At 68.1% G+C, this 20,967-nt stretch carries 17 protein-coding genes, 1 tRNA gene and 1 pseudogene; 13 read left to right on the forward strand and 6 right to left on the reverse strand.

Annotated features, from left to right (window positions below):
• Positions 1 to 20: 20 nt before the first annotated feature.
• Positions 21 to 1,115, forward strand: a complete 1,095-nt coding sequence (locus tag O6P37_RS11135) for a potassium channel family protein (protein ID WP_269894101.1) — start codon at positions 21 to 23, stop codon at positions 1,113 to 1,115.
• The gene (gene nudC / locus O6P37_RS11140; RefSeq protein ID WP_269894102.1) at positions 1,112 to 2,098 is read left to right on the forward strand and encodes an NAD(+) diphosphatase; all 987 of its coding nucleotides are present in this window, start codon (positions 1,112 to 1,114) and stop codon (positions 2,096 to 2,098) included. Before O6P37_RS11135 ends, nudC begins: the two co-directional genes overlap by 4 nt.
• A 71-nt stretch (positions 2,099 to 2,169) precedes the next feature.
• On the opposite strand, the gene mrx1 is transcribed toward nudC, so the two are convergent.
• Complete coding sequence (gene mrx1, locus O6P37_RS11145; protein ID WP_269894103.1) at positions 2,170 to 2,424, reverse strand: mycoredoxin Mrx1; 255 nt, start codon at positions 2,422 to 2,424, stop codon at positions 2,170 to 2,172.
• An 83-nt stretch (positions 2,425 to 2,507) separates the two neighbouring features.
• On the opposite strand from mrx1, the gene O6P37_RS11150 reads away from it, so the two are divergent.
• A complete protein-coding gene (locus O6P37_RS11150; RefSeq protein ID WP_269894104.1) occupies positions 2,508 to 4,628 on the forward strand; it encodes an ATP-dependent DNA helicase UvrD2 in 2,121 nt (706 codons plus the stop codon).
• A gap of 490 nt (positions 4,629 to 5,118) precedes the next feature.
• Positions 5,119 to 5,400 carry a WhiB family transcriptional regulator gene (locus O6P37_RS11155; protein ID WP_269894105.1) on the forward strand — a complete coding sequence of 94 codons (282 nt, stop codon included), beginning with the start codon at positions 5,119 to 5,121 and terminating at the stop codon, positions 5,398 to 5,400.
• Positions 5,401 to 5,425: 25 nt separating this feature from the next.
• On the opposite strand, the gene O6P37_RS11160 is transcribed toward O6P37_RS11155, so the two are convergent.
• The 3 genes from O6P37_RS11160 to O6P37_RS11170 form a co-directional block, all read right to left on the reverse strand.
• Positions 5,426 to 6,757, reverse strand: coding sequence for a macrolide-binding ATPase MABP-1 (locus O6P37_RS11160; protein WP_269894106.1), 1,332 nt, complete (start codon positions 6,755 to 6,757; stop codon positions 5,426 to 5,428).
• Between the two features lie 42 nt (positions 6,758 to 6,799).
• Positions 6,800 to 7,657: a cyclodehydratase gene (locus O6P37_RS11165; protein ID WP_269894107.1), complete on the reverse strand. Its 858-nt coding sequence runs from the start codon at positions 7,655 to 7,657 to the stop codon at positions 6,800 to 6,802.
• Between the two features lie 74 nt (positions 7,658 to 7,731).
• Complete coding sequence (locus O6P37_RS11170) at positions 7,732 to 9,123, reverse strand: zinc-dependent metalloprotease (RefSeq protein WP_269894108.1); 1,392 nt, start codon at positions 9,121 to 9,123, stop codon at positions 7,732 to 7,734.
• A gap of 90 nt (positions 9,124 to 9,213) precedes the next feature.
• Between O6P37_RS11170 and O6P37_RS11175 the strand changes: the two genes are divergently transcribed.
• From O6P37_RS11175 to O6P37_RS11205, 7 genes and pseudogenes are all read left to right on the forward strand, one after another.
• Positions 9,214 to 10,242 carry a YlbL family protein gene (locus O6P37_RS11175; RefSeq protein WP_269894109.1) on the forward strand — a complete coding sequence of 343 codons (1,029 nt, stop codon included), beginning with the start codon at positions 9,214 to 9,216 and terminating at the stop codon, positions 10,240 to 10,242.
• Between the two features lie 84 nt (positions 10,243 to 10,326).
• Positions 10,327 to 13,341 (forward strand): UPF0182 family protein, encoded by a 3,015-nt coding sequence (locus O6P37_RS11180; protein ID WP_269894176.1) that lies wholly within the window; start codon positions 10,327 to 10,329, stop codon positions 13,339 to 13,341.
• A 168-nt stretch (positions 13,342 to 13,509) separates the two neighbouring features.
• Entirely contained in the window at positions 13,510 to 14,022 is a 513-nt protein-coding gene (locus O6P37_RS11185) for a WXG100 family type VII secretion target (RefSeq protein ID WP_269894110.1), read from the forward strand.
• Between the two features lies 1 nt (position 14,023).
• Positions 14,024 to 15,220: a type VII secretion target gene (locus tag O6P37_RS11190; RefSeq protein WP_269894111.1), complete on the forward strand. Its 1,197-nt coding sequence runs from the start codon at positions 14,024 to 14,026 to the stop codon at positions 15,218 to 15,220.
• A gap of 23 nt (positions 15,221 to 15,243) precedes the next feature.
• Positions 15,244 to 15,765 carry a hypothetical protein gene (locus O6P37_RS11195; protein ID WP_269894112.1) on the forward strand — a complete coding sequence of 174 codons (522 nt, stop codon included), beginning with the start codon at positions 15,244 to 15,246 and terminating at the stop codon, positions 15,763 to 15,765.
• Between the two features lie 87 nt (positions 15,766 to 15,852).
• Positions 15,853 to 17,240 (forward strand): annotated as a pseudogene (locus tag O6P37_RS11200) (FAD-binding oxidoreductase).
• Positions 17,241 to 17,410: 170 nt separating this feature from the next.
• Positions 17,411 to 17,487: transfer RNA gene (locus tag O6P37_RS11205), tRNA-Met, on the forward strand.
• A 97-nt stretch (positions 17,488 to 17,584) separates the two neighbouring features.
• Here the strand turns inward: O6P37_RS11205 and O6P37_RS11210 are convergent.
• Complete coding sequence (locus O6P37_RS11210; protein WP_269894113.1) at positions 17,585 to 18,283, reverse strand: tyrosine-type recombinase/integrase; 699 nt, start codon at positions 18,281 to 18,283, stop codon at positions 17,585 to 17,587.
• A 327-nt stretch (positions 18,284 to 18,610) separates the two neighbouring features.
• On the opposite strand from O6P37_RS11210, the gene O6P37_RS11215 reads away from it, so the two are divergent.
• The gene (locus O6P37_RS11215; RefSeq protein ID WP_269894114.1) at positions 18,611 to 18,760 is read left to right on the forward strand and encodes a hypothetical protein; all 150 of its coding nucleotides are present in this window, start codon (positions 18,611 to 18,613) and stop codon (positions 18,758 to 18,760) included.
• Between the two features lie 273 nt (positions 18,761 to 19,033).
• Here O6P37_RS11215 and O6P37_RS11220 read toward each other — a convergent pair whose 3' ends face one another.
• Positions 19,034 to 19,576 (reverse strand): DUF302 domain-containing protein, encoded by a 543-nt coding sequence (locus tag O6P37_RS11220; RefSeq protein WP_269894115.1) that lies wholly within the window; start codon positions 19,574 to 19,576, stop codon positions 19,034 to 19,036.
• A gap of 455 nt (positions 19,577 to 20,031) precedes the next feature.
• On the opposite strand from O6P37_RS11220, the gene O6P37_RS11225 reads away from it, so the two are divergent.
• On the forward strand, positions 20,032 to 20,856 hold the full coding sequence (locus O6P37_RS11225) for a BKACE family enzyme (RefSeq protein WP_269894116.1): 825 nt from the start codon (positions 20,032 to 20,034) through the stop codon (positions 20,854 to 20,856).
• Positions 20,857 to 20,967: the final 111 nt, after the last annotated feature.

Raw genomic sequence — 20,967 nt, forward strand, 5'->3', positions numbered from 1 at the left:
GCGATCGATGAACGGCCCTCGTGGCCAAAGGTAGATTGCGACGTCGGCTCGCTGCGATCGACCAGAATCTGACCAACCGGCCGGACGCCGACCTGGTCGATGTCCTCTCGATTCCGGAGCCGTTCGTCAGCCCGGCCCGGCGGATCGCCATGCGGGTGATCTACGCGTTGTCCGCGCTGTTTGCCGCGGTGCTGATCGTCTACCTCGACCGGCACGGCTACCGCGACATCGAGAGCAGTCCGGATGCCAGCGATCCGCTGTCGCTCTTGGACTGCCTGTACTACGCGACGGTCTCGCTCTCGACGACCGGCTACGGCGACATCACGCCGGTGACCGATTCGGCCCGCCTGATCAACGTCCTGGTGATCACCCCGCTGCGCGTTGCGTTCCTGATCGTGCTGATCGGCACGACGGTCGAAACCCTCACCACGCAGTCGCGCCAGGCGTTGAAGATCCAGCGATGGAGGAACAAAGTGCGCAACCACACCGTCGTCATCGGTTACGGCACGAAGGGCCGCACCGCCGTGGCGGCGATGATCGGCGACGACGTCGCCCCGGCCGACATCGTGGTCGTCGACGAGAATCCCGCCGTCCTCGAGCGGGCCAAGAGTGCGGGCCTGGTCACGGTGCGCGGCAGCGCGACCGATTCGGATGTGCTTCGGCTGGCCAGCGCCCAGCACGCGAAGTCGATCATCGTCGCCACCAACCGCGACGACACCGCCGTGCTGGTCACGCTGACCGCCCGCGAGCTGGCGCCCAATGCCAAGATCATCGCCGCGGTCCGCGAGGCCGAGAATCAGCACCTGCTGCAGCAATCCGGGGCCGACTCCACGGTGGTCACCTCGGAGACCGCAGGCCGGCTGCTCGGCATCGCGGTGCAGACCCCGAGCGTGGTGGAGATGATGGAGGACCTGCTGACCCCGGACGCCGGTTTCGCCATCGCGGAGCGGGAGGTCACGCCCAAGGAAGTCGCAGGCTCACCCCGGCATCTCTCCGACATCGTGCTGGGCGTCGTGCGCGGCGGGAAACTACTGCGCGTCGACGACCCGCAGGTCGACGCGCTCGAACCCGGGGACCGGCTGCTGCACATCCGCAGCGCGGACGCGGAGCGATGAGCCCCGGCGGGCAGGAGCGAAGCGACCAGGGGTTGACCTCCGGCGGGCCGGGGGGACGGGCGATCAACTTCAGACTGCGCAACATCCCGCTGCTGTCGCGGGTCGGCGCCGACCGCGCCGACACGCTGCGCACCGACGTCGACGCCGCCGTAGCGGGCTGGGCCGACGCCCTGCTGCTGCGGGTGGACCGGCGCAACCAGGTGCTGATCGGCGGCGGTCGGGTGGTGCTCGGCGCGGCCGCGGCGCTGGCCGACGCGCCGCCCGTCGACGCGGTCTTCCTGGGCCGCCTCCACGACGGCAGGCACGTCTGGGCGGTGCGCGGCGAGTTGGAGCCGCCCGAGGGCGACGAACCGGTGGAGGTGCTCGACCTACGTCGCGCGGGGCACATCTTCGACGACGTCAGCGCCCAGCTCGTCTCGACCGCCACGGCGCTGCTCAACTGGCACGACAGCGCCCGCTTCAGTCCGGTGGACGGCGCCCCGACGCAGCCCATCAAGGCCGGCTGGGGCCGGTCGAACCCGCTGACAGGCCACGAGGAGTTCCCGCGCATCGACCCGGCGGTGATCTGTCTGGTGCACGACGGCCACGACCGCGCGGTGCTGGCCCGCCAGACGGTGTGGCCGGAACGGTTGTTCTCGATCCTCGCGGGCTTCGTCGAGGCGGGCGAGTCGTTCGAGGCGTGCGTGGTCCGCGAAATCGCCGAGGAGGTCGGGCTGACGGTCACCGACGTCGAGTACCTGGGCAGCCAGCCGTGGCCGTTCCCGCGCTCGCTGATGGTCGGCTTCCACGCGATCGGCGACCCCGAGCAGGAGTTCTCCTACAACGACGGGGAGATCGCCGAGGCCGGCTGGTTCACCCGGGCCGAGATCCGCGACGCACTCGAGCACGGGGACTGGAACAGCCGCTCCCCGTCACGGCTGCTGCTGCCCGGCTCGATCTCGATCGCCAGGGAGATCATCGAGTCCTGGGCGGCCCAGGACTGACGTCCGCGAGCAGACGCACATTGCGCGTGTCGCCCCGCGTGTCGGGCGATTTTGCGTCTGCTCGCCGCCGGTTATCCGGCCAGTTTGGCCTTGACGTCCTTGATGCTCGGGTTCGTCAGCGTCGAACCGTCCGGGAACTTGACCGTCGGCACGACGTGGTTCCCGCCGTTCACCGACCCGACGAACTCCGCGGCGGCCGGATCGGCCTCGATGTCGACCTCGCTCCAGGAGATCCCCTCGGACCTCAGGGCGGTCTTGAGCCGCGAGCAGTACCCACACCACGTGGTGGTGTACATGGTCAACGTGGCGGTTTCGGAAGCAGTCATAACGGATTCAACCTAACCGATGCGCCGAACATGCCCGGCACTGCGCCGGGCTTTTGTCACACCGCCCTGTCAAGATGGACCGCATGTCGGTAGAGGCCCGCTCGTCGCTCGAGCCGCTGCTCACCGACCTCGACGACGAGCAGCGCGAAGCCGTGCTCGCTCCCCGCGGCCCGGTGTGCGTACTGGCGGGCGCCGGCACCGGGAAGACCAGGACCATCACCCGGCGCATCGCCTACCTGGTGGCCGCCGGCCACGTGGCGCCGGGCCAGGTGCTGGCCGTGACGTTCACCTCACGGGCGGCCGGGGAGATGCGCGCCCGGTTGCGCGCGCTGGATCAGGACTCCGACGCCAGCACCGCCCCGGTGCAGGCGATGACGTTCCACGCCGCGGCGCGCCGCCAGCTGCAGTACTTCTGGCCCCGGGTGGTCGGCGACACCGGCTGGCGGCTGCTGGACAGCAAGTTCTCGGTGGTGGCGCAGTCGGCGAACCGGGCCGGGATGCAATCCTCCACCGACGACGTGCGCGACCTCGCCGGTGAGATCGAATGGGCGAAGGCGTCCCTGATCAGCCCGGAGGGCTACGCCGCCGCCGTCGCCGAGATCGGCCGCGACATCCCGTTCGACGCCGCCCGCATCGCCGCGGTGTACGCCGGCTACGAGGCGCTCAAGGCACGCAACGACGACGCCGCGCTGCTCGACTTCGACGACCTGCTGCTGCACACCGCCGCCGCGATCGAGAACGACGCGGCCGTCGCCCAGGAGTTCCGGGACCGCTACCGCTGTTTCGTGGTCGACGAGTACCAGGACGTCACGCCGCTGCAGCAGCGGGTGCTCGACGCCTGGCTCGGTTCCCGCGACGACGTCACCGTGGTCGGTGACGCCAACCAGACCATCTACTCCTTCACCGGCGCCACCCCCCGCTACCTGCTCGACTTCTCCCGGCGGCACCCCGAGGCCGCGGTCGTGCGCCTCGAACGCGACTACCGGTCAACCCCGCAGGTGGTGTCGCTGGCCAACCGGGTGATCGCCGGTGCGCGCGGGCGCATCGCGGGCAGCAAGCTGCACCTGGTCGGGCAGCGGCCACCGGGTCCGGAGCCGACGTTCTCCGAGCATCCCGACGAGGTCGCCGAGGCGACGGCCGTCGCCAAGGCCATCGCCCGGCTCATCGACTCCGGCACCTCCCCGGCCGAGATCGCGGTGCTGTACCGCATCAACGCCCAGTCGGAGGTCTACGAGGAGGCGCTCACCGAGGCTGGTGTGGCCTTCCAGGTGCGCGGCGGTGAGGGCTTCTTCAGCCGCCAGGAGATTCGTCAGGCCCTGCTGGCACTGCAGCGCGCCGCGGAGCGGGCCGAGGACGACGGGGCCGGCGCCGGGCTCGGTGAGGTGGTGCGCGGCCTGCTCGAACCGCTCGGGCTGACGGCCGAGGCGCCCCTGGGCGTCCGGGCGCGCGAACGCTGGGAGGCGCTCGCCGCGCTGGCCGAACTGGTCGACGAAGAGGTGGCGCTGCGGCCGCATCTGGACCTGCGCGCCCTGGTCGTCGAGCTGCGTCAGCGCGCCGACTCCCGGCATCCGCCGGTGGTGCAGGGCGTCACGCTGGCGTCGCTGCACGCCGCCAAGGGGCTGGAGTGGGACGCGGTCTTCCTGGTCGGGCTCGCCGACGGCACGCTGCCGATCTCGCACGCCCTCACCCACGGCCCCGACAGTGAACCCGTCGAGGAGGAACGCCGCCTGCTCTACGTGGGCATCACCAGGGCGCGCGTGCACCTCGCCCTGAGCTGGGCGCTGGCCCGCGCACCGGGCGGCAGGCAGGGCAGGCGGCCGTCGCGGTTCCTCAACGGCCTCGCACCGCAGGCCTCGTCGGACACCGCCCTCGGTCGGCCCCGGCGCCAGAAGGGCGCAACGCCGCGATGCCGGGTCTGCAACGGCGCGCTGACCACTCCACCGGCGATCATGTTGCGCCGCTGCGAATCCTGCCCGTCCGACCTCGACGAGGAACTGCTCGGACGGCTCAAGGAGTGGCGGCTGCAGACGTCCAAGGAGCTGAAAGTCCCCGCCTACGTGGTCTTCACCGACAACACGTTGATCGCCATCGCCGAGACGCTGCCCACCGATGACGCCGCGCTGGTGGCGATTCCGGGCATCGGTGCACGCAAGTTGGAGCAGTACGGGCCCGACGTGCTGGCCCTGGTGCGCGAGAGGGGCTGAAGGCGGCCAGGAATCGCAAAGATTCCGCCAAAAGTGCAGGTAGAAAATAGGTTGTGCGGTTGCGCTGTTAGGCTTAGCCTCGAATCACACGTTGGGCGACGAGTCGGAAGGAGGGTGCCCGGATCATGATCAGCAACACGAACGCGTTTGTCGGTGTAGGCGTTGCCGGCATGTCGCGGACCCTCCATGTCGTCGCCGGCACCTGCGCCGGGGCGGCGTATCACCCGTCCGCGGCAGCCGCCGCCGCTATTGCGGCGTGGCCTGCCGCCGCCATTCCGGCGCCGCGCAAGCGCCGCGCCGCCACCGCGACTCGTCCGTCCGTGAATCGGGGCACCACTTAGGTACGCCTTCGACACGCCACATGGCCACGGACCCGCAGTCACCGGATCCGTGGCCAGAGTTTTATCGGAGATGATCCGAGCACCTGGTCCCAGATCCATCAGAAATCAGATGGCCGAGGAAACAACGACCAGGAAGCAGGAATCAACTGATGTCGCAGGGTATGTGCCTCGAGCGGAAGCTGCCGGCAGTGCCATGTCATCTCAACGACCCCGACATGTGGTTCGCCGAGAGTCCGGCCGACCTCGAACGGGCCAAGGCGCTGTGCGCCGACTGCCCGATCCGGCGTGAGTGCCTGAACGCCGCGCTGGAACGGCAGGAGCCGTGGGGCGTGTGGGGCGGGGAGATCCTCGACCGTGGCACCGTCGTCGCGCGCAAGCGGCCGCGTGGACGTCCGCGAAAGAACGCCGAGAGAAATCCGGCGGCGGCCTAGTGCCGCCGCCGGGTACCCCGAACCGTCATGCTGCGTCGGCGAATCCCGGAACCAGTTCCGTCGCAATGGCTTTGACGGGCACGTGGGCGTCGAGCTGACACGAGATCGCCACCGATGAGGCGATCACCCGCATCGGGATGGCGAGCTTGGCGGGGATGTCCATCTGCCTGGCCGTCTTGATCTGGGCGACCGACTTGTCCAGCTGCACGGCGGTCATCTTCTGCAGCCACCTGCGGGTGAAGTGGAAGGTCCCGGCCTGCAGCGGTTCCACGTACTGGCGCAGCATGTCGTCGATGTCCTGGACCGACACCTTCTCGCCGGGCTGGATGAAACCGATCTTCTCCATGGTGGCGATCAGGTTGTCGTAGTCGTCGTCCAACGCGAAACGCATGATCTGGCCCAATTCGACGGGCAGGCCGCCGGGCAGGGGAGCGACGGCGCCGAAGTCGATGACACCCATCCGTCCGTTCGGCAGCAGCATGAAGTTCCCGGGGTGGGCGTCGCCGTGCATCATGTCCAGCCGCTGCGGCGCGTCGTAGGTGAGCTCCGCCAGCCGGGTGCCCATCAGGTCGCGCTCTTCGGTGCTGCCCTCGCGGATGATCTGCGACATCGGGACGCCGTCGATCCATTCGGCGATCAGCACCTTCGGCGCGCTGGCGACGATCCGGGGGATGACGAACTTCGGGTCGTCTTCGTAGGCCTTGGCGAAGGCGCGCTGGTTGTCGGCTTCGAGCCGGTAGTCCAGTTCCATCTCGGTGCGCTCGATGAGCTCGTCGACCACACCGTCGACGTCGGCGCCGGGAGCGAGCTGCTTGAGCACGCCGGTCATCCGCTGCATTGTCTTCAGGTCGGCGCGCAGCGCCTCGTCGGCGCCGGGGTACTGGATCTTGACGGCCACCTGGCGGCCGTCGGCCCAGACGGCCTTGTGCACCTGGCCGATGCTGGCCGAGGCGACGGGCTGGTCGTCGAACGAGGTGAACCGCTGGCGCCACTTGGTGCCGAGCTGGCCGTCGAGCACCCGGTGCACCTTGGCCGCAGGCAGCGGAGGGGCCTCCCGTTGCAGCTTGGTCAGGGCCTCGCGGTAGGGCTTGCCGTACTGCTCGGGGATGGCGGCCTCCATCACCGACAGCGCCTGGCCGACCTTCATCGCTCCACCCTTGAGGTCACCGAGCACGGTGAACAGCTGCTGGGCGGCCTTGTCCATCAGTTCGGCGTTGACCTCATCGCGCGACTTGCCGGTCAGCCGCTTGCCGAAACCGAGTGCGGCCCGGCCCGCCATGCCGACGGGCAGGCTCGCGAGCTTCGCGTTACGGGCGGCGCGCCCGCGTTTGATGTCAGCCACCAGTCCATCATCCACGACTCAGCTGAACGGCCCGTCACCAACTGGCAACAATCGTTTTCAGCAGCTGCAGTGCGGATGACGCGACCACCGCCGGGCCACGATGGAGTGCCGCCGGACGTCGAATTCGATGGTGGTGTCGAGGGTCGGGGGCGGACCGGCGGGCCGCCGCGCGTCCCCGGATTCGCGGACCGCCCGGATCACCCGGTCCACCTGATCGAGGGCGAGTGCCGCGGTGGCCAGCAGCGTCGCCCGGTCCGCGCAGCCGACGGTGCCGCGCAGCTGCGCCGCCACGGCCGGCCAGGCCGAATCCCGGTCGCTGCGATGCAGGTCGGCACACCCGAGGCAGCTGGTGCGGCCGGGGATCACCAGCGGCCCGATCATGCCGGCGCCGTCGCGGATGTGCACCGGAAGATGGGGCATCGCCACGGCGTGCAACTGCTGCACGACGCGCGGTTCGGTCACCAGGTAGTCCGACAGCACCACCAGATCCGTCGAATCCGGCGTGACCTCGGCGTGGGACAACCTGCTTTGGAACACCCGGGCGCCGGAACACCGCAGGCCACTGCTCAGCAGGTCCGACAGCGGGCCGCGCCCGTGGATGCGGATCGAAGCGGTGCGGGTTCGGTGGCTGCGCGACACCGTGCGCGCCACCGTGACGACGCCGGCGTCGACCAGCGCGGCCAGCAGGTCGTCCAGTGCCGCGGCGTCGCGGAGGCCGGCCTCGGCGGCGGCGGCGCGCAGGTCGTCGGGCGTGATGCCGGCATGCATGCCGCGCAGCAGGCCGGTCAGCGCGGTGGGGGTGACGCCGTCGGGCGGGCGGACGAGCAGTGCGCGCCGCGGGTCCCACCCGATCTGCACGTCACCGTCGGGCCGCAGCAGCACCGGCATCGACGGATCCAGCGCATAGCGCGTCATGCGATGACTGTGCCACGGCCGGCAGGCGCCACCGTCGGTTATCCACAGGGCCCGGGCGCCGCGGAAGGGACGTTCTAGTCGGCCCCGTCCTTCTTGTCCCCGTCCTTCTCGCCCTCGTCCTTCTTGTCGTTCTTCTCGAACTCGGCGATGACGTCCTCGATACCGCTGGTGTCGCCGCCAAGGACGCGGTCGATGAAGCCGGCGGGCTCGTCGAGGTCGGCGGCGTCGGGCAGCAGGTCGGGGTGCTGCCACACGCCGTCGCGCGCGTCGGCGCCGACCGCGTCGGTGAGCCGCTCCCACAGCACGGCGGCCTCGCGCAGCTTGCGTGGCCGCAGTTCCAGCCCGACCAGGGTGGCGAAGGTCTGCTCGGCGGGTCCTCCGGTGGCGCGGCGGCGGCGCAGCGTCTCCGACAGCGCCGAGGTGCCGGGGATGCGGTCGCCGAGCGCGGCGATGACGACGGTCTGCACCCAGCCCTCGACCAGGGCCAGCAGCGTCTCCAGCCGTTCCAGCGCGGCGACCTGTTCCGGGGTGGCCTTCGGCTCGAAGATGCCTTGGTTGAGCAGCTGTTCCATCTCCGAGGGATCGCTCAGCGAGGCGGGATTGAAGCCGCGCGCCAGGTCCTCGATGCCGCTCATGTCGACCTTCATGCCGCGGGCGAACGCCTCGACGGCGCCGAGCAGCTGCGACGACAGCCACGGCACGTGGCTGAACAGCCGGTGATGCGCCGCCTCGCGCGCGGCGAGGAACGTCAGGATCTCGCTGCGGGGCAGTTCGAGCCCCTCCGACAGCGCCTCGACCGCCTCCGGCATCAGCGCGGCCACTCCCTTGGGACCGAGCGGAAGCCCGATGTCGGTGGAGGTCAACACTTCTCGCGACAGCTTGCCGAGTGCCTGGCCGAGCTGCGAGCCGAAGGCCATGCCGCCCATCTGCGACATCATCGCCAGCAGCGGGCCGGCCATGCTCTTGGCCTCTTCGGGCAGCGCCGACGCCCACACGGTGGAGATCTGCTCGGCCACCGGGTCGCACAGCCGCTTCCACGTCTGCAGGGTGTTGTCCAGCCAGTCCGAGGGCGTCCAGGCCACGGCCCTGGTGGTGCCTGCAGGCAACGGGGTGGCGCCGTCGAGCCACGTCTCGGCCAACCGGACCGCGTCGGCGATCGCCGAACTGGTCTTCTCCGGCACCGGTGCGACGAAGCCGATCGAATTCGACGCGATCTGGCGGGCCAGGTCGTAGTTGACCGGACCGGTCTGCCCGCCGGGCGTCATGGCGCCGGCGCCGCTGAACATCTCACCGAGCTTGCTGAAGATCTGTCCGAGCTCGGACATGTCGAAGCCGGCTCCGCCCTGCCCGAAACCGGGGCCGAACGGATTCGACGGCCCGCCCGCGCCGGATCCCGGGTCGGGGTCCTTCTTGCGGTCACGTTCGGGGTCGTCTCCAGAGTTGAACCCGAAGGGCAGGTCAGCCATGCCGTCAACGGTACTCACCATGGGCGGCCCGTGCGGGTGCGCGGGTCACGCTGTGAGTGAACCGCGCACCGGGCCTCTACTGTGGGCGGCGTGAACAGGCGGGTATTGACGCTGCTGGTCGCGCTCGTGCCGATCCTTGCGTTCGGGGTGCTGCTGTCGGTGACGACGGTGCCGTACGTATCGCTGGGCCCGGGACCGACGTTCGACACCCTCGGCGAGGTCGACGGCAAGCAGGTCGTGGACATCGAGGGCCCCGGCGCCGACGTGCACCCCACTTCCGGGCATCTCAACATGACCACCGTGTCGCAGCGCGACGGCCTGACCCTCGGCCAGGCGCTGGCGCTGTGGACGTCGGGCCGCGAGCAGTTGGTGCCCCGCGACCTGGTGTATCCGCCCGAGAAGTCCAAAGACGAGATCGACGAGGCGAACAGCACCGACTTCCGGCGCTCGGAGGACAACGCCGAGTACGCCGCACTTGCCTACCTGAAGTACCCGAAGGCGGTCACCGTCGAGTCGGTCACCGACCCCGGGCCGTCCGCGGGCAAGCTGCAGCCGGGTGACGCCATCGACGCGGTCAACGGCAAACCCGTCGCCACCCTCGACGAGTTCCAGGGCATCGTGAAGGCCACCCGGCCCGGTGACGCGATCACGGTCGACTTCCGCCGCAAGAACGCCGACGACGGCGAAACCACGATCACGCTGGGCAAGCACCCCGACGGCGGGCAGGGCTTCCTGGGCGTCGGCGTGCTCGACGCGCCGTGGGCGGACTTCTCCATCGACTTCAACCTGGCGAACATCGGCGGTCCGTCGGCGGGCCTGATGTTCAGTCTGGCCGTGGTCGACAAGTTGACCACCGGTGACCTCAACGACGGCAGGTTCGTCGCGGGCACCGGCACCATCACCGCGGACGGCGAGGTCGGCGGTATCGGGGGCATCACGCACAAGATGCTGGCGGCCAGGGAGGCGGGCGCCACGGTGTTCCTGGTGCCCGCCGACAACTGCGCCGAGGCCAAGACCGATCCGCAGGACGGCCTCGAGTTGGTCAAGGCGGAGAATCTCACGCAGACGGTCGACGCGCTGAAGACGCTTTCCGCTGGTGGCGAACCGCCCCGCTGCTAGGTCACCGCACCCCGGGGGGTGCGTAGAGTTGGTGCCACGTCGACAGACGTGCCTTCGATGGACTTCCCAGAACTGGAGTGGCGAGTGGGTATGCGGCCCGCGGCGAGGATGCCGAAGCTGACGCGACGTAGCCGTTTTCTGATCGGGATCGCACTCGCGGTCGTCGTGCTGTTGCTGATCGGGCCCCGCCTGGTCGACGGCTATGTCAACTGGCTGTGGTTCGGCGAACTCGGCTACCGCTCGGTGTTCACCACCGTGCTACTGACGCGTCTGCTGATCTTCGTGGTGGTGACGCTGGTGATCGGCGCCATCGTCTTCGCAGGCCTGGCGCTGGCATACCGCAGCCGCCCGGTGTTCGTGCCGACGATCGGGCCCAACGATCCGGTCGCGCGTTACCGCACCACCGTGATGAGCCGGTTGCGGTTGTTCGGCCTCGGGATCCCGGCGTTCATCGGCATCCTGTCCGGCTTCGTCGCGCAGAGCTACTGGGTGCGCATCCAGCTGTTCCTGCACGGCGGCAGTTTCGGTGTCACCGACCCGCAGTTCGGCCTGGACCTGGGCTTCTACGCCTTCGATCTGCCGTTCTACCGCCTGGTGCTGAGCTTCCTTTTCGTCGCCGTCTTCCTGGCGTTCGTCGCCAACCTGCTGGGTCACTACCTGTTCGGCGGCATCCGGCTGGCCGGGCGCAGCGGTGCGCTGACCCGGTCGGCACGCATCCAGCTCGTGGCCCTGGTGGGTGTGCTGATCCTGCTCAAGGCGGCGGCGTACTGGCTGGACCGTTACGAGCTGCTGGTGCACACCCGCGGCGGCAAGCCGTTCACCGGCGCCGGCTACACCGACATCAACGCGGTGCTGCCTGCCAAGCTGATCCTGCTGGCGATCGCGCTGATCTGCGCGGCCGCGGTGTTCTCCGCGATCGTCCTGCGCGACCTGCGCATCCCGGCGATCGGTGTGGTGCTGCTGCTGCTGTCGTCACTGGTGGTGGGGGCGGGCTGGCCGCTGGTGGTCGAGCAGTTCAGCGTCAAACCGAATGCGGCGCAGAAGGAAAGCGAGTACATCAGCCGGAGTATCGCCGCCACCCGGCAGGCCTATGGGCTGGAAGACGACGTGGTCACCTACCGCGACTATCCGGGTAACGCGCCGGCCACTGCCCAGCAGGTGGCCGCGGACCGCTCCACCACGTCGAACATCCGGCTGCTCGACCCGAACATCGTCGCCCCGGCGTTCACGCAGTTCCAGCAGGGCAAGAACTTCTACTACTTCTCCGATCAGCTCAACGTGGACCGCTACCGCGACGAGGACGGAAACCTGCGCGACTACGTGGTCGCCGCTCGTGAGCTCAATCCGGACCGGCTGATCGACAACCAGCGGGACTGGATCAACCGGCACACCGTCTTCACCCATGGCAACGGTTTCATCGCCTCGCCGGCGAACACCGTGCGCGGCGTCGCCAACGACCCCAATCAGAACGGCGGCTATCCGGAGTTCCTGGCCAGCGTTGTCGGCGCCAACGGCAGTGTCGATTCGCCCGGTCCGGCGCCGCTCGATCAGCCGCGCATCTACTACGGTCCCGTTATATCCAACACCGCGGCGGACTACGCGATCGTCGGCAGCAACGGTACTGATCGCGAGTACGACTACGAGAACAACGTCGAGACCCGCAATTACACCTACACGGGTTCCGGTGGCGTACCGGTCGGAAACTGGGTGGCGCGAAGCCTGTTCGCCGCCAAGTACGCAGAGCGGAATTTCTTGTTCTCCAACGTGATCGGCGAGAACAGCAAGATCCTGTTCAATCGTGACCCGGCCGACCGGGTCGAGGCGGTGGCGCCGTGGCTGACCACCGACACGACCACCTATCCGGCGATCGTCAACAACCGGATCGTGTGGATCATCGACGGCTACACCACGCTGGACAACTACCCGTATTCGGAGCTGACGTCGCTCTCCTCGGCGACTGCCGATTCCAACGAGGTGGCGGTCAACCGGCTGGCATTGAACAAGCAGGTGTCCTACATCCGTAACTCGGTGAAGGCCACGGTCGACGCCTACGACGGCACCGTCACCCTGTACGCGCAGGACGAACAGGATCCGGTGCTGCAGGCGTGGATGAAGGTCTTCCCCGACACGGTCAAGCCCAAGAGCGACATCAGTGAAGAGTTGCAGGATCATCTGCGCTACCCCGAGGACCTCTTCAAGGTGCAGCGCGCCCTGCTGGCCAAGTACCACGTCGACGACCCGGTCACCTTCTTCTCGACGTCGGACTTCTGGGACGTGCCACTCGACCCGAACCCGACCGCGAGCAGCTTCCAGCCGCCGTACTACATCGTCGCCAAGAACCTGGCGGAAGAGGACGACTCGTCCTCATTCCAGTTGACGAGCGCGATGAACCGGTTCCGGCGTGACTTCCTTGCGGCCTATATCAGCGCCAGTTCGGATCCCGAAACCTACGGACGCCTGACGGTGCTGACGATCCCGGGCCAGGTCAACGGTCCCAAGCTGGCATTCAACGCCATCAGCACCGACACCGCGGTGTCACAGGATCTCGGTGTGATCGGCCGCGACAATCAGAACCGGATCCGGTGGGGCAACCTGTTGACGCTACCGGTCGGCCCGGGGGGCCTGCTGTATGTGGCACCGGTGTACGCCTCGCCCGGGGCCAGCGATGCGGCGTCGTCGTATCCGCGCTTGATCCGCGTGGCGATGTTCTACAACGACAAGGTCGGCTATGGGCCGACGGTGCGCGACGCGCTCACCGACCTGTTCGGTCCTGGCGCGGACGCGACCGCGCAGGGACCGGCACCCACGGCCCCGCCCAATGGGCGTCCGGCGGCCGCGACACCCGACGGGCAGCCTGCGACGCCGCCGCCGGCCAACCAGGCCGGCCGCGCCCCGCGGGCACCGGCGCCCGCCGGTGCGGTACCGCCGGGTCCTGTTGGACCGCAGCAGTTGTCGGCAGCCAAGGCGCAGGCCCTGCAGGAGGTCGAGACCGCGCTCACGGCGGCCCGCGAGGCGCAGCGCAGCGGTGACTTCGCCCAGTACGGCGAGGCATTGCAGCGCCTCAACGACGCGATGACCGAGTACGACAACGCGCGCTGACCCGCGCGGACGGCCCACTCGAGGTGACCGAGCAGGCGCGACGGCTGGTGATGCGCGCGGTCGCCGAGGCGGCCGACCGGCTGGCCTGATCGCGATATTGGTGCGTCCGACCCCCGGGTGCAGCACCCACAATGGAGACACTGGCCACGCAGACAGGGGTTCGGCACGGTGTCTCCGGGAATCGCAGCGGTCCTCGGCTCGAAGCCCGAGGCGCTGATCACCGCTGCCGGTCAGGTCGTCGAGTCGGTGGCGAACGTCGATGTCCAGATCGCCGGCGGGCGCACCCAGTTCGCTGATCTGGACACCAAGTGGACCGGCACCGCCGCCGAGGCGGCTCAGGTCAGCGGTGCGGAGATGATCGGCGACCAGGTGATCTACCGCGACAAGCTGTCGGCCCTGGAGAAGCAGCTGAACCACTACGGGGCGAGCCTGCGCGACATCCGCAAGGAGCTGTCCGACCTCGTCACCAGCGGCGAGGCGGGGTATTTCGACATCTCCGACGACGGGACCGTGACGCCCGGCTGGCGGCTTTTGGCGTGGGGCGCGCTGTCGCCGCGAAACGCCATGGAGGTCAACATCAGGCGGCTGCAGTTGCAGACGAAGATCCAGACGGCGCTCGACAAGTTCGACGCCGCGGACAAGGCCGCCGCAGGCGCGATCCGCACGGCGAACCGGGGCTGACGTGGCGCCGGAGGCCCTGGACGTCAGCGTCGACGGGATGCGCGACAGCGCGAGCGGGCTTGCCACGATCGCGAAGTGGCTCTGGTTCGACCATGCCGGCGGGGAGGTGTCGGCGGCGGCGGGAGGGATGTCGGGCTTCGCGACCGCGTCTGCGCTCACCGAGGTCGGCGAATCGCTGACCGGTCAGGCGAAATCGCTGGGCAACGACGTCTCCGACTTCTCCGACAAGCTTTATCTGGCGGCGAGCAAGTACCAGGACGGCGACATCGAAGCGGCGGAGAACATCGACTTCGCCGGGCCGGAGGAACCCCCGGCCGAGGACCCCAACGCGACACCCGAACAGAAGCTTCCGGCCTACGAGCAGGCGCTGCGTGACGCCGGCCTGCTCACCGGTCCGGTGGAGAAGGGGTCCAAGTACGAACAGTGGCTGCGCAACGCCGCCGAGAACGGGGTGCCACCCGAGATCATCGTCGACATCGCCCGGACCCACGACATCGACCCGCAGGACTTCGACGTCTTCAACGGCATGCAGGAGGTCAAGGATGCCGACGGCAAGTCGTTCTTCATCATCCCGCCAGGCACCAGCCCGGCGGACATCAAGAAGGCGACCATGATGACCTACGTGCTCAATGCCGGTACCGACTACGGCAAGGCGGCGGCCGGTGACGACGGGATCGCGGGCACCTCGGACGACGTCCAGAACGATTTCGAGGAAGTGCCGTACTCGGCCGACGAGATCCAGCGGATCATCGACCGGCAGAACGAGAACGACAGGAGTTATCTCGTCGCCGCCGGACTGCCCTACACCGGCGCGGCGGTCGCGACGACACCGAACGGGATGCTGATGTCGATGGGCGGCAAGCCGACCGACTACGCAGCCTTCCAAGCAGGGACCACCTACGGTGACATCTTCGCGGTCAACATCAACGACCTGAAGAATCCGCAGGAAACGATGCGCGACATGATCGAGTCAGGACATGAGTGGGGAGCCGGTGCCACACCGGGCTCGGCCAGAGAGGGGACCCTCGATCTTGACCGGATCCTGCATCACGAGGAGCGGCACTCCCAGCAGTGGGCGGACAAGGGAACGCTGCTGATGGGCATCGACTACGGCACCGGTTACTACATGGATCAGCACGGCATGACGAATCCCCTCGAGGAGGACGCCGGCCTGCACGACGGGGGATACACGCGGTGATTCGTCGTCGATTCGCCGTCGCGGTGGCCGTGGCGGCGCTCGTTGCCTCGAGCGCGTGCGACAGCGAGAAGGGCTACCGCCCGCCGCCGGGCGCACCTTCGCTGCTGCCCTCGTGGGGCGCGAGGGAGACCGACGGGAAGCTGCAAATTTGGACCGGCACGCCATGCGTGGGTATCACCAAGCTCACCCTGGGGCACGACATGGGCGGGCCTGACCTGGTCTTGACGGCCGCCGCTTCCGAGGGGGCGAACGTCGAACACCTGACGCTGGGCGGGCCGTACCCGGGTTTCCGCGTGACCGAGTCATGGCCGGCCGGAATGGACTGGCGCACCGCCGACCAATTGGTACTGCAGGTCGACGGCAAGGACGTGACTTTCGGTGCCACGACCGAGGTATCCGACATCGTGAACGGTTCGCCGGATCATCCCGCCGACACCTTCTGGTTCGACGGGGTCGGCTGGCTGAACCCGGCCGACGTCGCGGCCAAGGATGGCAAGGACTTCGCCGCCGTCTGCACCCCGAACCCTCCGGCCACGGCCGATTGAATCCTTGGCGGGCGCTTGGTGTGCGCGCCAAGCCGACGCCAAGCGCGGTCCCCGATGCTGGTCGCACACCAGACTGAAGGGATTTCGATGACCGTGACCGATGTCGCCCGCGACGGACTCGACGATGCGCTGCTCGCCCTGCGAAGCGAGGTGTCCGCGCCGGTGGCCCTGCCCGGCGAGGCCGGCTATGAGCGCTGCATGCCATGGAACGCCGCCGCGGCGGTGACGCCGGGCGCGGTGGTGCTCGCCAGCGCACCGCACCACGTCGCCGAGACCGTGCGCTTCGCCGCGAACCGCGGCCTTCAGGTGACGTGCAGGCCACCGGCCACGGCGCGCTGGGCGTCACGCCCGACACCATCCTGGTCTCGACCACCGGAATGGCCGCGGTGACTGTCGATCCGATGAGCCGCTCGGCGCGGGTGGGCGCGGGTGCAACCTGGCATCGGGTGCTCGACGCCGCCGCGCCGTTCGGGCTGGCGCCGCTGTGCGGCTCGGCCCCCAGCGTGGGGGTGGTCGGCTTTTTGACCGGCGGCGGCATCGGTCCGCTGGTGCGCACCTTCGGGGCGTCCTCCGACCACGTGCGGTCCTTCGAGCTCGTGACGGGGGAGGGTGAGCTGCTGACGGTGACGCCGCAGGACCACGCCGACCTGTTCTGGGGGCTGCGTGGTGGCAAGGCCACACTGGGCATCGTCACCGCGGTCGAGATCGATCTCAAACCGGTGGCCGAATTCTATGGTGGCGCTGTCTTTTTCGACGGGGCCGACGCGGCGGCGGTGCTGCACACGTGGCAGCGGTGGTGCGCCGGACTTCCCGAGACGGTGAACACCTCGCTGGCGCTGCAGCAGTTGCCGCCGTTGCCCGGTGTCCCCGAACTGCTGGCAGGCCGGCTGACGGTGGCCGTGCGGTACACGACACTGGGTGATTTGGCCGAGGCCGAACGGCTGCTGGCGCCGATGCGTGCGGCCGCCGTCCCGCTGATGGACACCGTCGGGGTGCTCCCGTACGCCGCGATCGGCGCGGTGCACGCCGATCCGGTGGGCCCGATGCCGGTGCACGAGGAGCACACCCTGCTGGGATCGTTCACGCCCGAGGCGGCCGATGCGCTGCTGTCAGTGGCGGGCCCCGGTTCGGGCTCGTTGCAGGCGATCGTGGAGCTGCGGATGCTCGGCGGTGCGTTCGCCCGCGAGCCACGGCACCGCAGCGCGCTGGGCCACCGCGACGCCGCCTTCACGCTGGCGACCATCGGCGCGCTGATCCCCGAACTCGCCGGGGCGGTGCCCGCGCACGCGGCTGCCGTGCTCGCCGCGCTGGCGCCGTGGTCGACCGGTGGTCAGCTGCCCAACTTCGCGCCGTCGGCCGATCCTGGGCGCGCTGCGCGGGTGTACGGCGAGGACACCAGGCACTGGCTGGCTGCGCTCGCCGACCGCTACGACCCGGCCGGCGTCTTCCGCAACGGTCAGGTGGTGCGGGCGTGACCAGCATTACACCCGCGGCTCTTCTCCGCGAGCGTGCGTGTCTGCCGGCGACACGCCGGGGACGACCAGCACTTTGTGCACGGTGGACGCGCCGTGAGGGTGCGGCGAAGGTCGGCGACCACGCGATTTGGAGCTGCGCCCCCGGCATAGGTAACCTTGCGTTCACCCAACGCGGGGTGGAGCAGCTCGGTAGCTCGCTGGGCTCATAACCCAGAGGTCGCAGGTTCGAATCCTGTCCCCGCTACCAGGTAAAACGGCCCCCGGAGATTGCTCCGGGGGCCGTTTTCATGGGCTGTGGGAACAAAGTTGGGAACCATCGCGAATGGGAACCATCGCGATAGGCGCTAAGTCTCGACCTCCGGCGCGGCCCTCCAAGCGTCGCCGAGCAAGAACTCCGCCGCCTGCTCTGCAGCGTCACGGTCGTCGGTCGCGAGAACATGCGCGTACGTCTCGAGGAAGAAGCCAACGTTGGCGTGGCCGATCCGCTCACTCACGACCTTCGGGCTGACACCGGCTCGCAGCGCTCCCGTCGCATAGGAATGCCGCAGGTCATGGAAAGTGATCCGAGACAGACCTGCCGCGGCTGCTAGGCGGTCGAAGCGTTGCCGAATCGAGTCGGGGTGTGGGGGCCGCCCGTCCTGGTAGGTGAAGACGAAGTCGCCGGAGTGGTAAGCGTCGCCGAAGAACTCGCGCTCGCTTAGCTGCAGAGTCCGCCATTCACGAAGGGCTGCCGCCGTCGACCGATCGATCGAGATGGTCTGATCCGCGTTGCGGGTCTTTCCGCCGGCCTTCTCTACAGCCTGGCCGCCGACGACGACACGATTGTCGTGCACCGTGATCTGACCGGCATCCAGGTCGACGGCGGACCACTTCAGACCGCAGAGCTGCCCGCGCCGGACGCCGGTGGTCAGTTCGAGCAGGAAGAGGGCGGACGGCGTCGGTCGGCGGGGCCGCCAAGATGCAGAAGCTGAGACTAGGAGCTTCTGCTGGGCGCTGCAGTTGCACCAGTCCTCGGGAGGCGCGTCGCTGGGCACCTTCTTCATCGGCCAGTGCCTCTAGCAGTTCGCCAACATCTATCGCAGCGCACTGCGGGCTGAGCAAGCGCGCATCGAGCAGGCCACCACGCCGATGGCTGAGCTGCCCGAAGACCGGTTCGACGTCACCAAGGGCATCGAGGAGACCATCGTCGCCAACGACACGGTCGCCGAGGGGATGGCGCTGCTGAGCACCGACCGGGCACGCTGAGCACTGTTCCTGCAGGAGCACGGCTTCTCCCAGCGCGAGATCGCCGACGAGCTGGGCCTGCCCGACGCCAAGAGCGTGGAAAACCTCATCGGCTATCACTTCCGCCAACTCCGAAAGAGGACGTCGTGACCACCATCCAGCACATCACCGCACTCATCAACGCCAGCTCGTTGGGCACCCGCACCGCGCGAGCAGCACGCAAATCGGTGATCGCCGCCGAAAGCGACGCACCGGCCCGGCGCGGCCGGGGGCGTCTATGGGCTAGACAGCTCTAAGGAATTCACGGGGTCGAGCCGACAAGCGTACTTATAGAACGGTATCCGGCTCAATACCCGGGCCGGAAAGCACGAAAGGTCAAAAGCAATGGCCAAGGAACATCACCGCAGCGCGACCACCGGTCGCTATGTCAAGGCGTCCACCGCGGCGCGCAACTCCAAAACCACGGTCACCGATCGGGATGCCAACCACAGCAGTAACCCATCACCGCAGCGCCATCGCCGGCAAGTTCGGGAAGGGCTCCACGGCCACCCGTCACCCCAACACCACGGTCACCGACGTGGTTGAGCAACAACCGGATCGATGGCGACTTGGACACCGAGGAACGTGAGCAACGCAGACACCTTGTCGTCGAGTCCAAGTCCGACGCGCGAGATCTCGGCGACGCCCAAGCTCCCGAATGCGGTGCTCGGCTGGTCGAGGCTGAATACAGCGTCGCCGTGGCCGTCGCTGTAGAGAAGCACCCGCAGCGGTGCGTAGAGCAGGGCGTGCGGATCGTGGCGGAACATGCTTTCGGCGATGAAGTGATTGCCGAGCAGGTATTCGACTGCCTGCGTGCGGTTACCTGCCAGGGACATGACTGCAGTGGTATCTATCGTGACGTAACGAATCAACTCATGCGGCGCCATTTTCTCCATTGCAGCCCGCATGTCGGCCCACGGAGCTTGACGCTCGACTAGGTCTCGAACGACTTCGTCGTCGAACGCGGGCGCAGCGCGCTCGAAACGCGTCCGGAAATCACCGAAGGGCATCGCGGTGTGGATGTCGAGTCGAGTCATCTCGTGGTGGGTCACTTCGACTTTCGCATCGCTCACGACGTGCTCCTCGATTTCTTATCGTCTGCTGCGGCGTGGTGCCGGTCCTTAAGGCCACGCGGCCATTTCGGGAAAGAGATCCGTGGGACCGCACCGCTATCAGAAGCGGCTTGACGCACTGCGCGCTCGGCCAGCCCGAACTCGAATCCCGTTGGCTCCGTTCTATGCGTCGCCTCTCCACGCGGGGTGCATGACCGTCCTCATCCACAGCCGCTGTCCGTGGCACATCATGCTGCACGAGACAGACCGCGAACGGGTGCATCACGACATCACATGCTAACTGGCGCTCGGCGGCGTCAACATCCGTAGTTTTACCGGATGTTGGATGAAGGCCTTGAACGTTGACTAACGAGTAAGTCCGCCTCAGCTTGGTCGAGCCGCCGCGACGCAGGCTCCCCTTATGGGGCCGGGGCTGGCCAGTACACCGCGGTGGCAAAGGAGAACTCGATCAAACTATGAGCGTCACAATCACGGTTGCGACAACCGGTCCGATTGCATCCAAGGGGGATAACCCTTGGCTGCCCACTCAGCCCGACGAGATCGCCGACCAGGTGCTCGAAGCGTACAACGCCGGTGCGTCGGTAGCACACGTTCATGTCAGAGATGCCGAAGACCGGCCGACCGCGGACATCGGGATCGCCCGCACCACCATGGACAAGATCGCCGAACGCTGCCCGATCCTCGTTCAGCTGTCCACCGGAGTGGGACTCGCGGTCCCCTTCGAGGAACGTGAGCGGCTAGTCGAGCTGCGACCGCAGATGGCGACACTGAATCCCTGCAGTATGAGTTTCGGTGCAGGGGAATTCCGCAACCCGCCGGCAGATGTGGAGCGGCTGGCCCGCCGCATGGAAGAGCTCGGGGTCAAACCGGAACTGGAGATCTACGACACCGGCCATCTCGAGGCGGCCTTACGGCTACGTGACGCGGGCGTGTTGTCCAGTGAACCAATGCAGTTCTCGATCGTTCTAGGCATACGCGGTGGGATGGCCGCCACTGCGACCAATCTCATCACCATGGTTCAGCGTCTGCCCCATGACTGCGTCTGGCAGGTGATCGCCATTGGGCGCGCGAACCTCGAATTGACCGCGATGGGACTTGCGTTGGGCGGCAACGCGCGCGCCGGCTTGGAGGACACCCTCTATCTGCGTAAGGGTGAACTCAGCCAAGGGAATCTTCCTCTGGTCGAGCGCGCCGTCGAACTGGCCAAGGTGCTGGATCGTCCGATCGCGACTTCGGAAATGACTGCCGAAAGGCTCCGACTTCAGTCGGTAGCGGTCTGATGAAGCCAGAGCCGACAACGACAAACCACACACGGACAGGATCAGGGACTATGTCAGTAACACAGGACAACACCGAAGTCGACACACGCCACAGCACTCGCGCGATACACG

Origin of the sequence: Mycobacterium hippophais (assembly GCF_027529605.1) — a bacterium.
In the GTDB taxonomy this organism is placed as follows: Bacteria; Actinomycetota; Actinomycetes; order Mycobacteriales; family Mycobacteriaceae; genus Mycobacterium; species Mycobacterium arseniciresistens.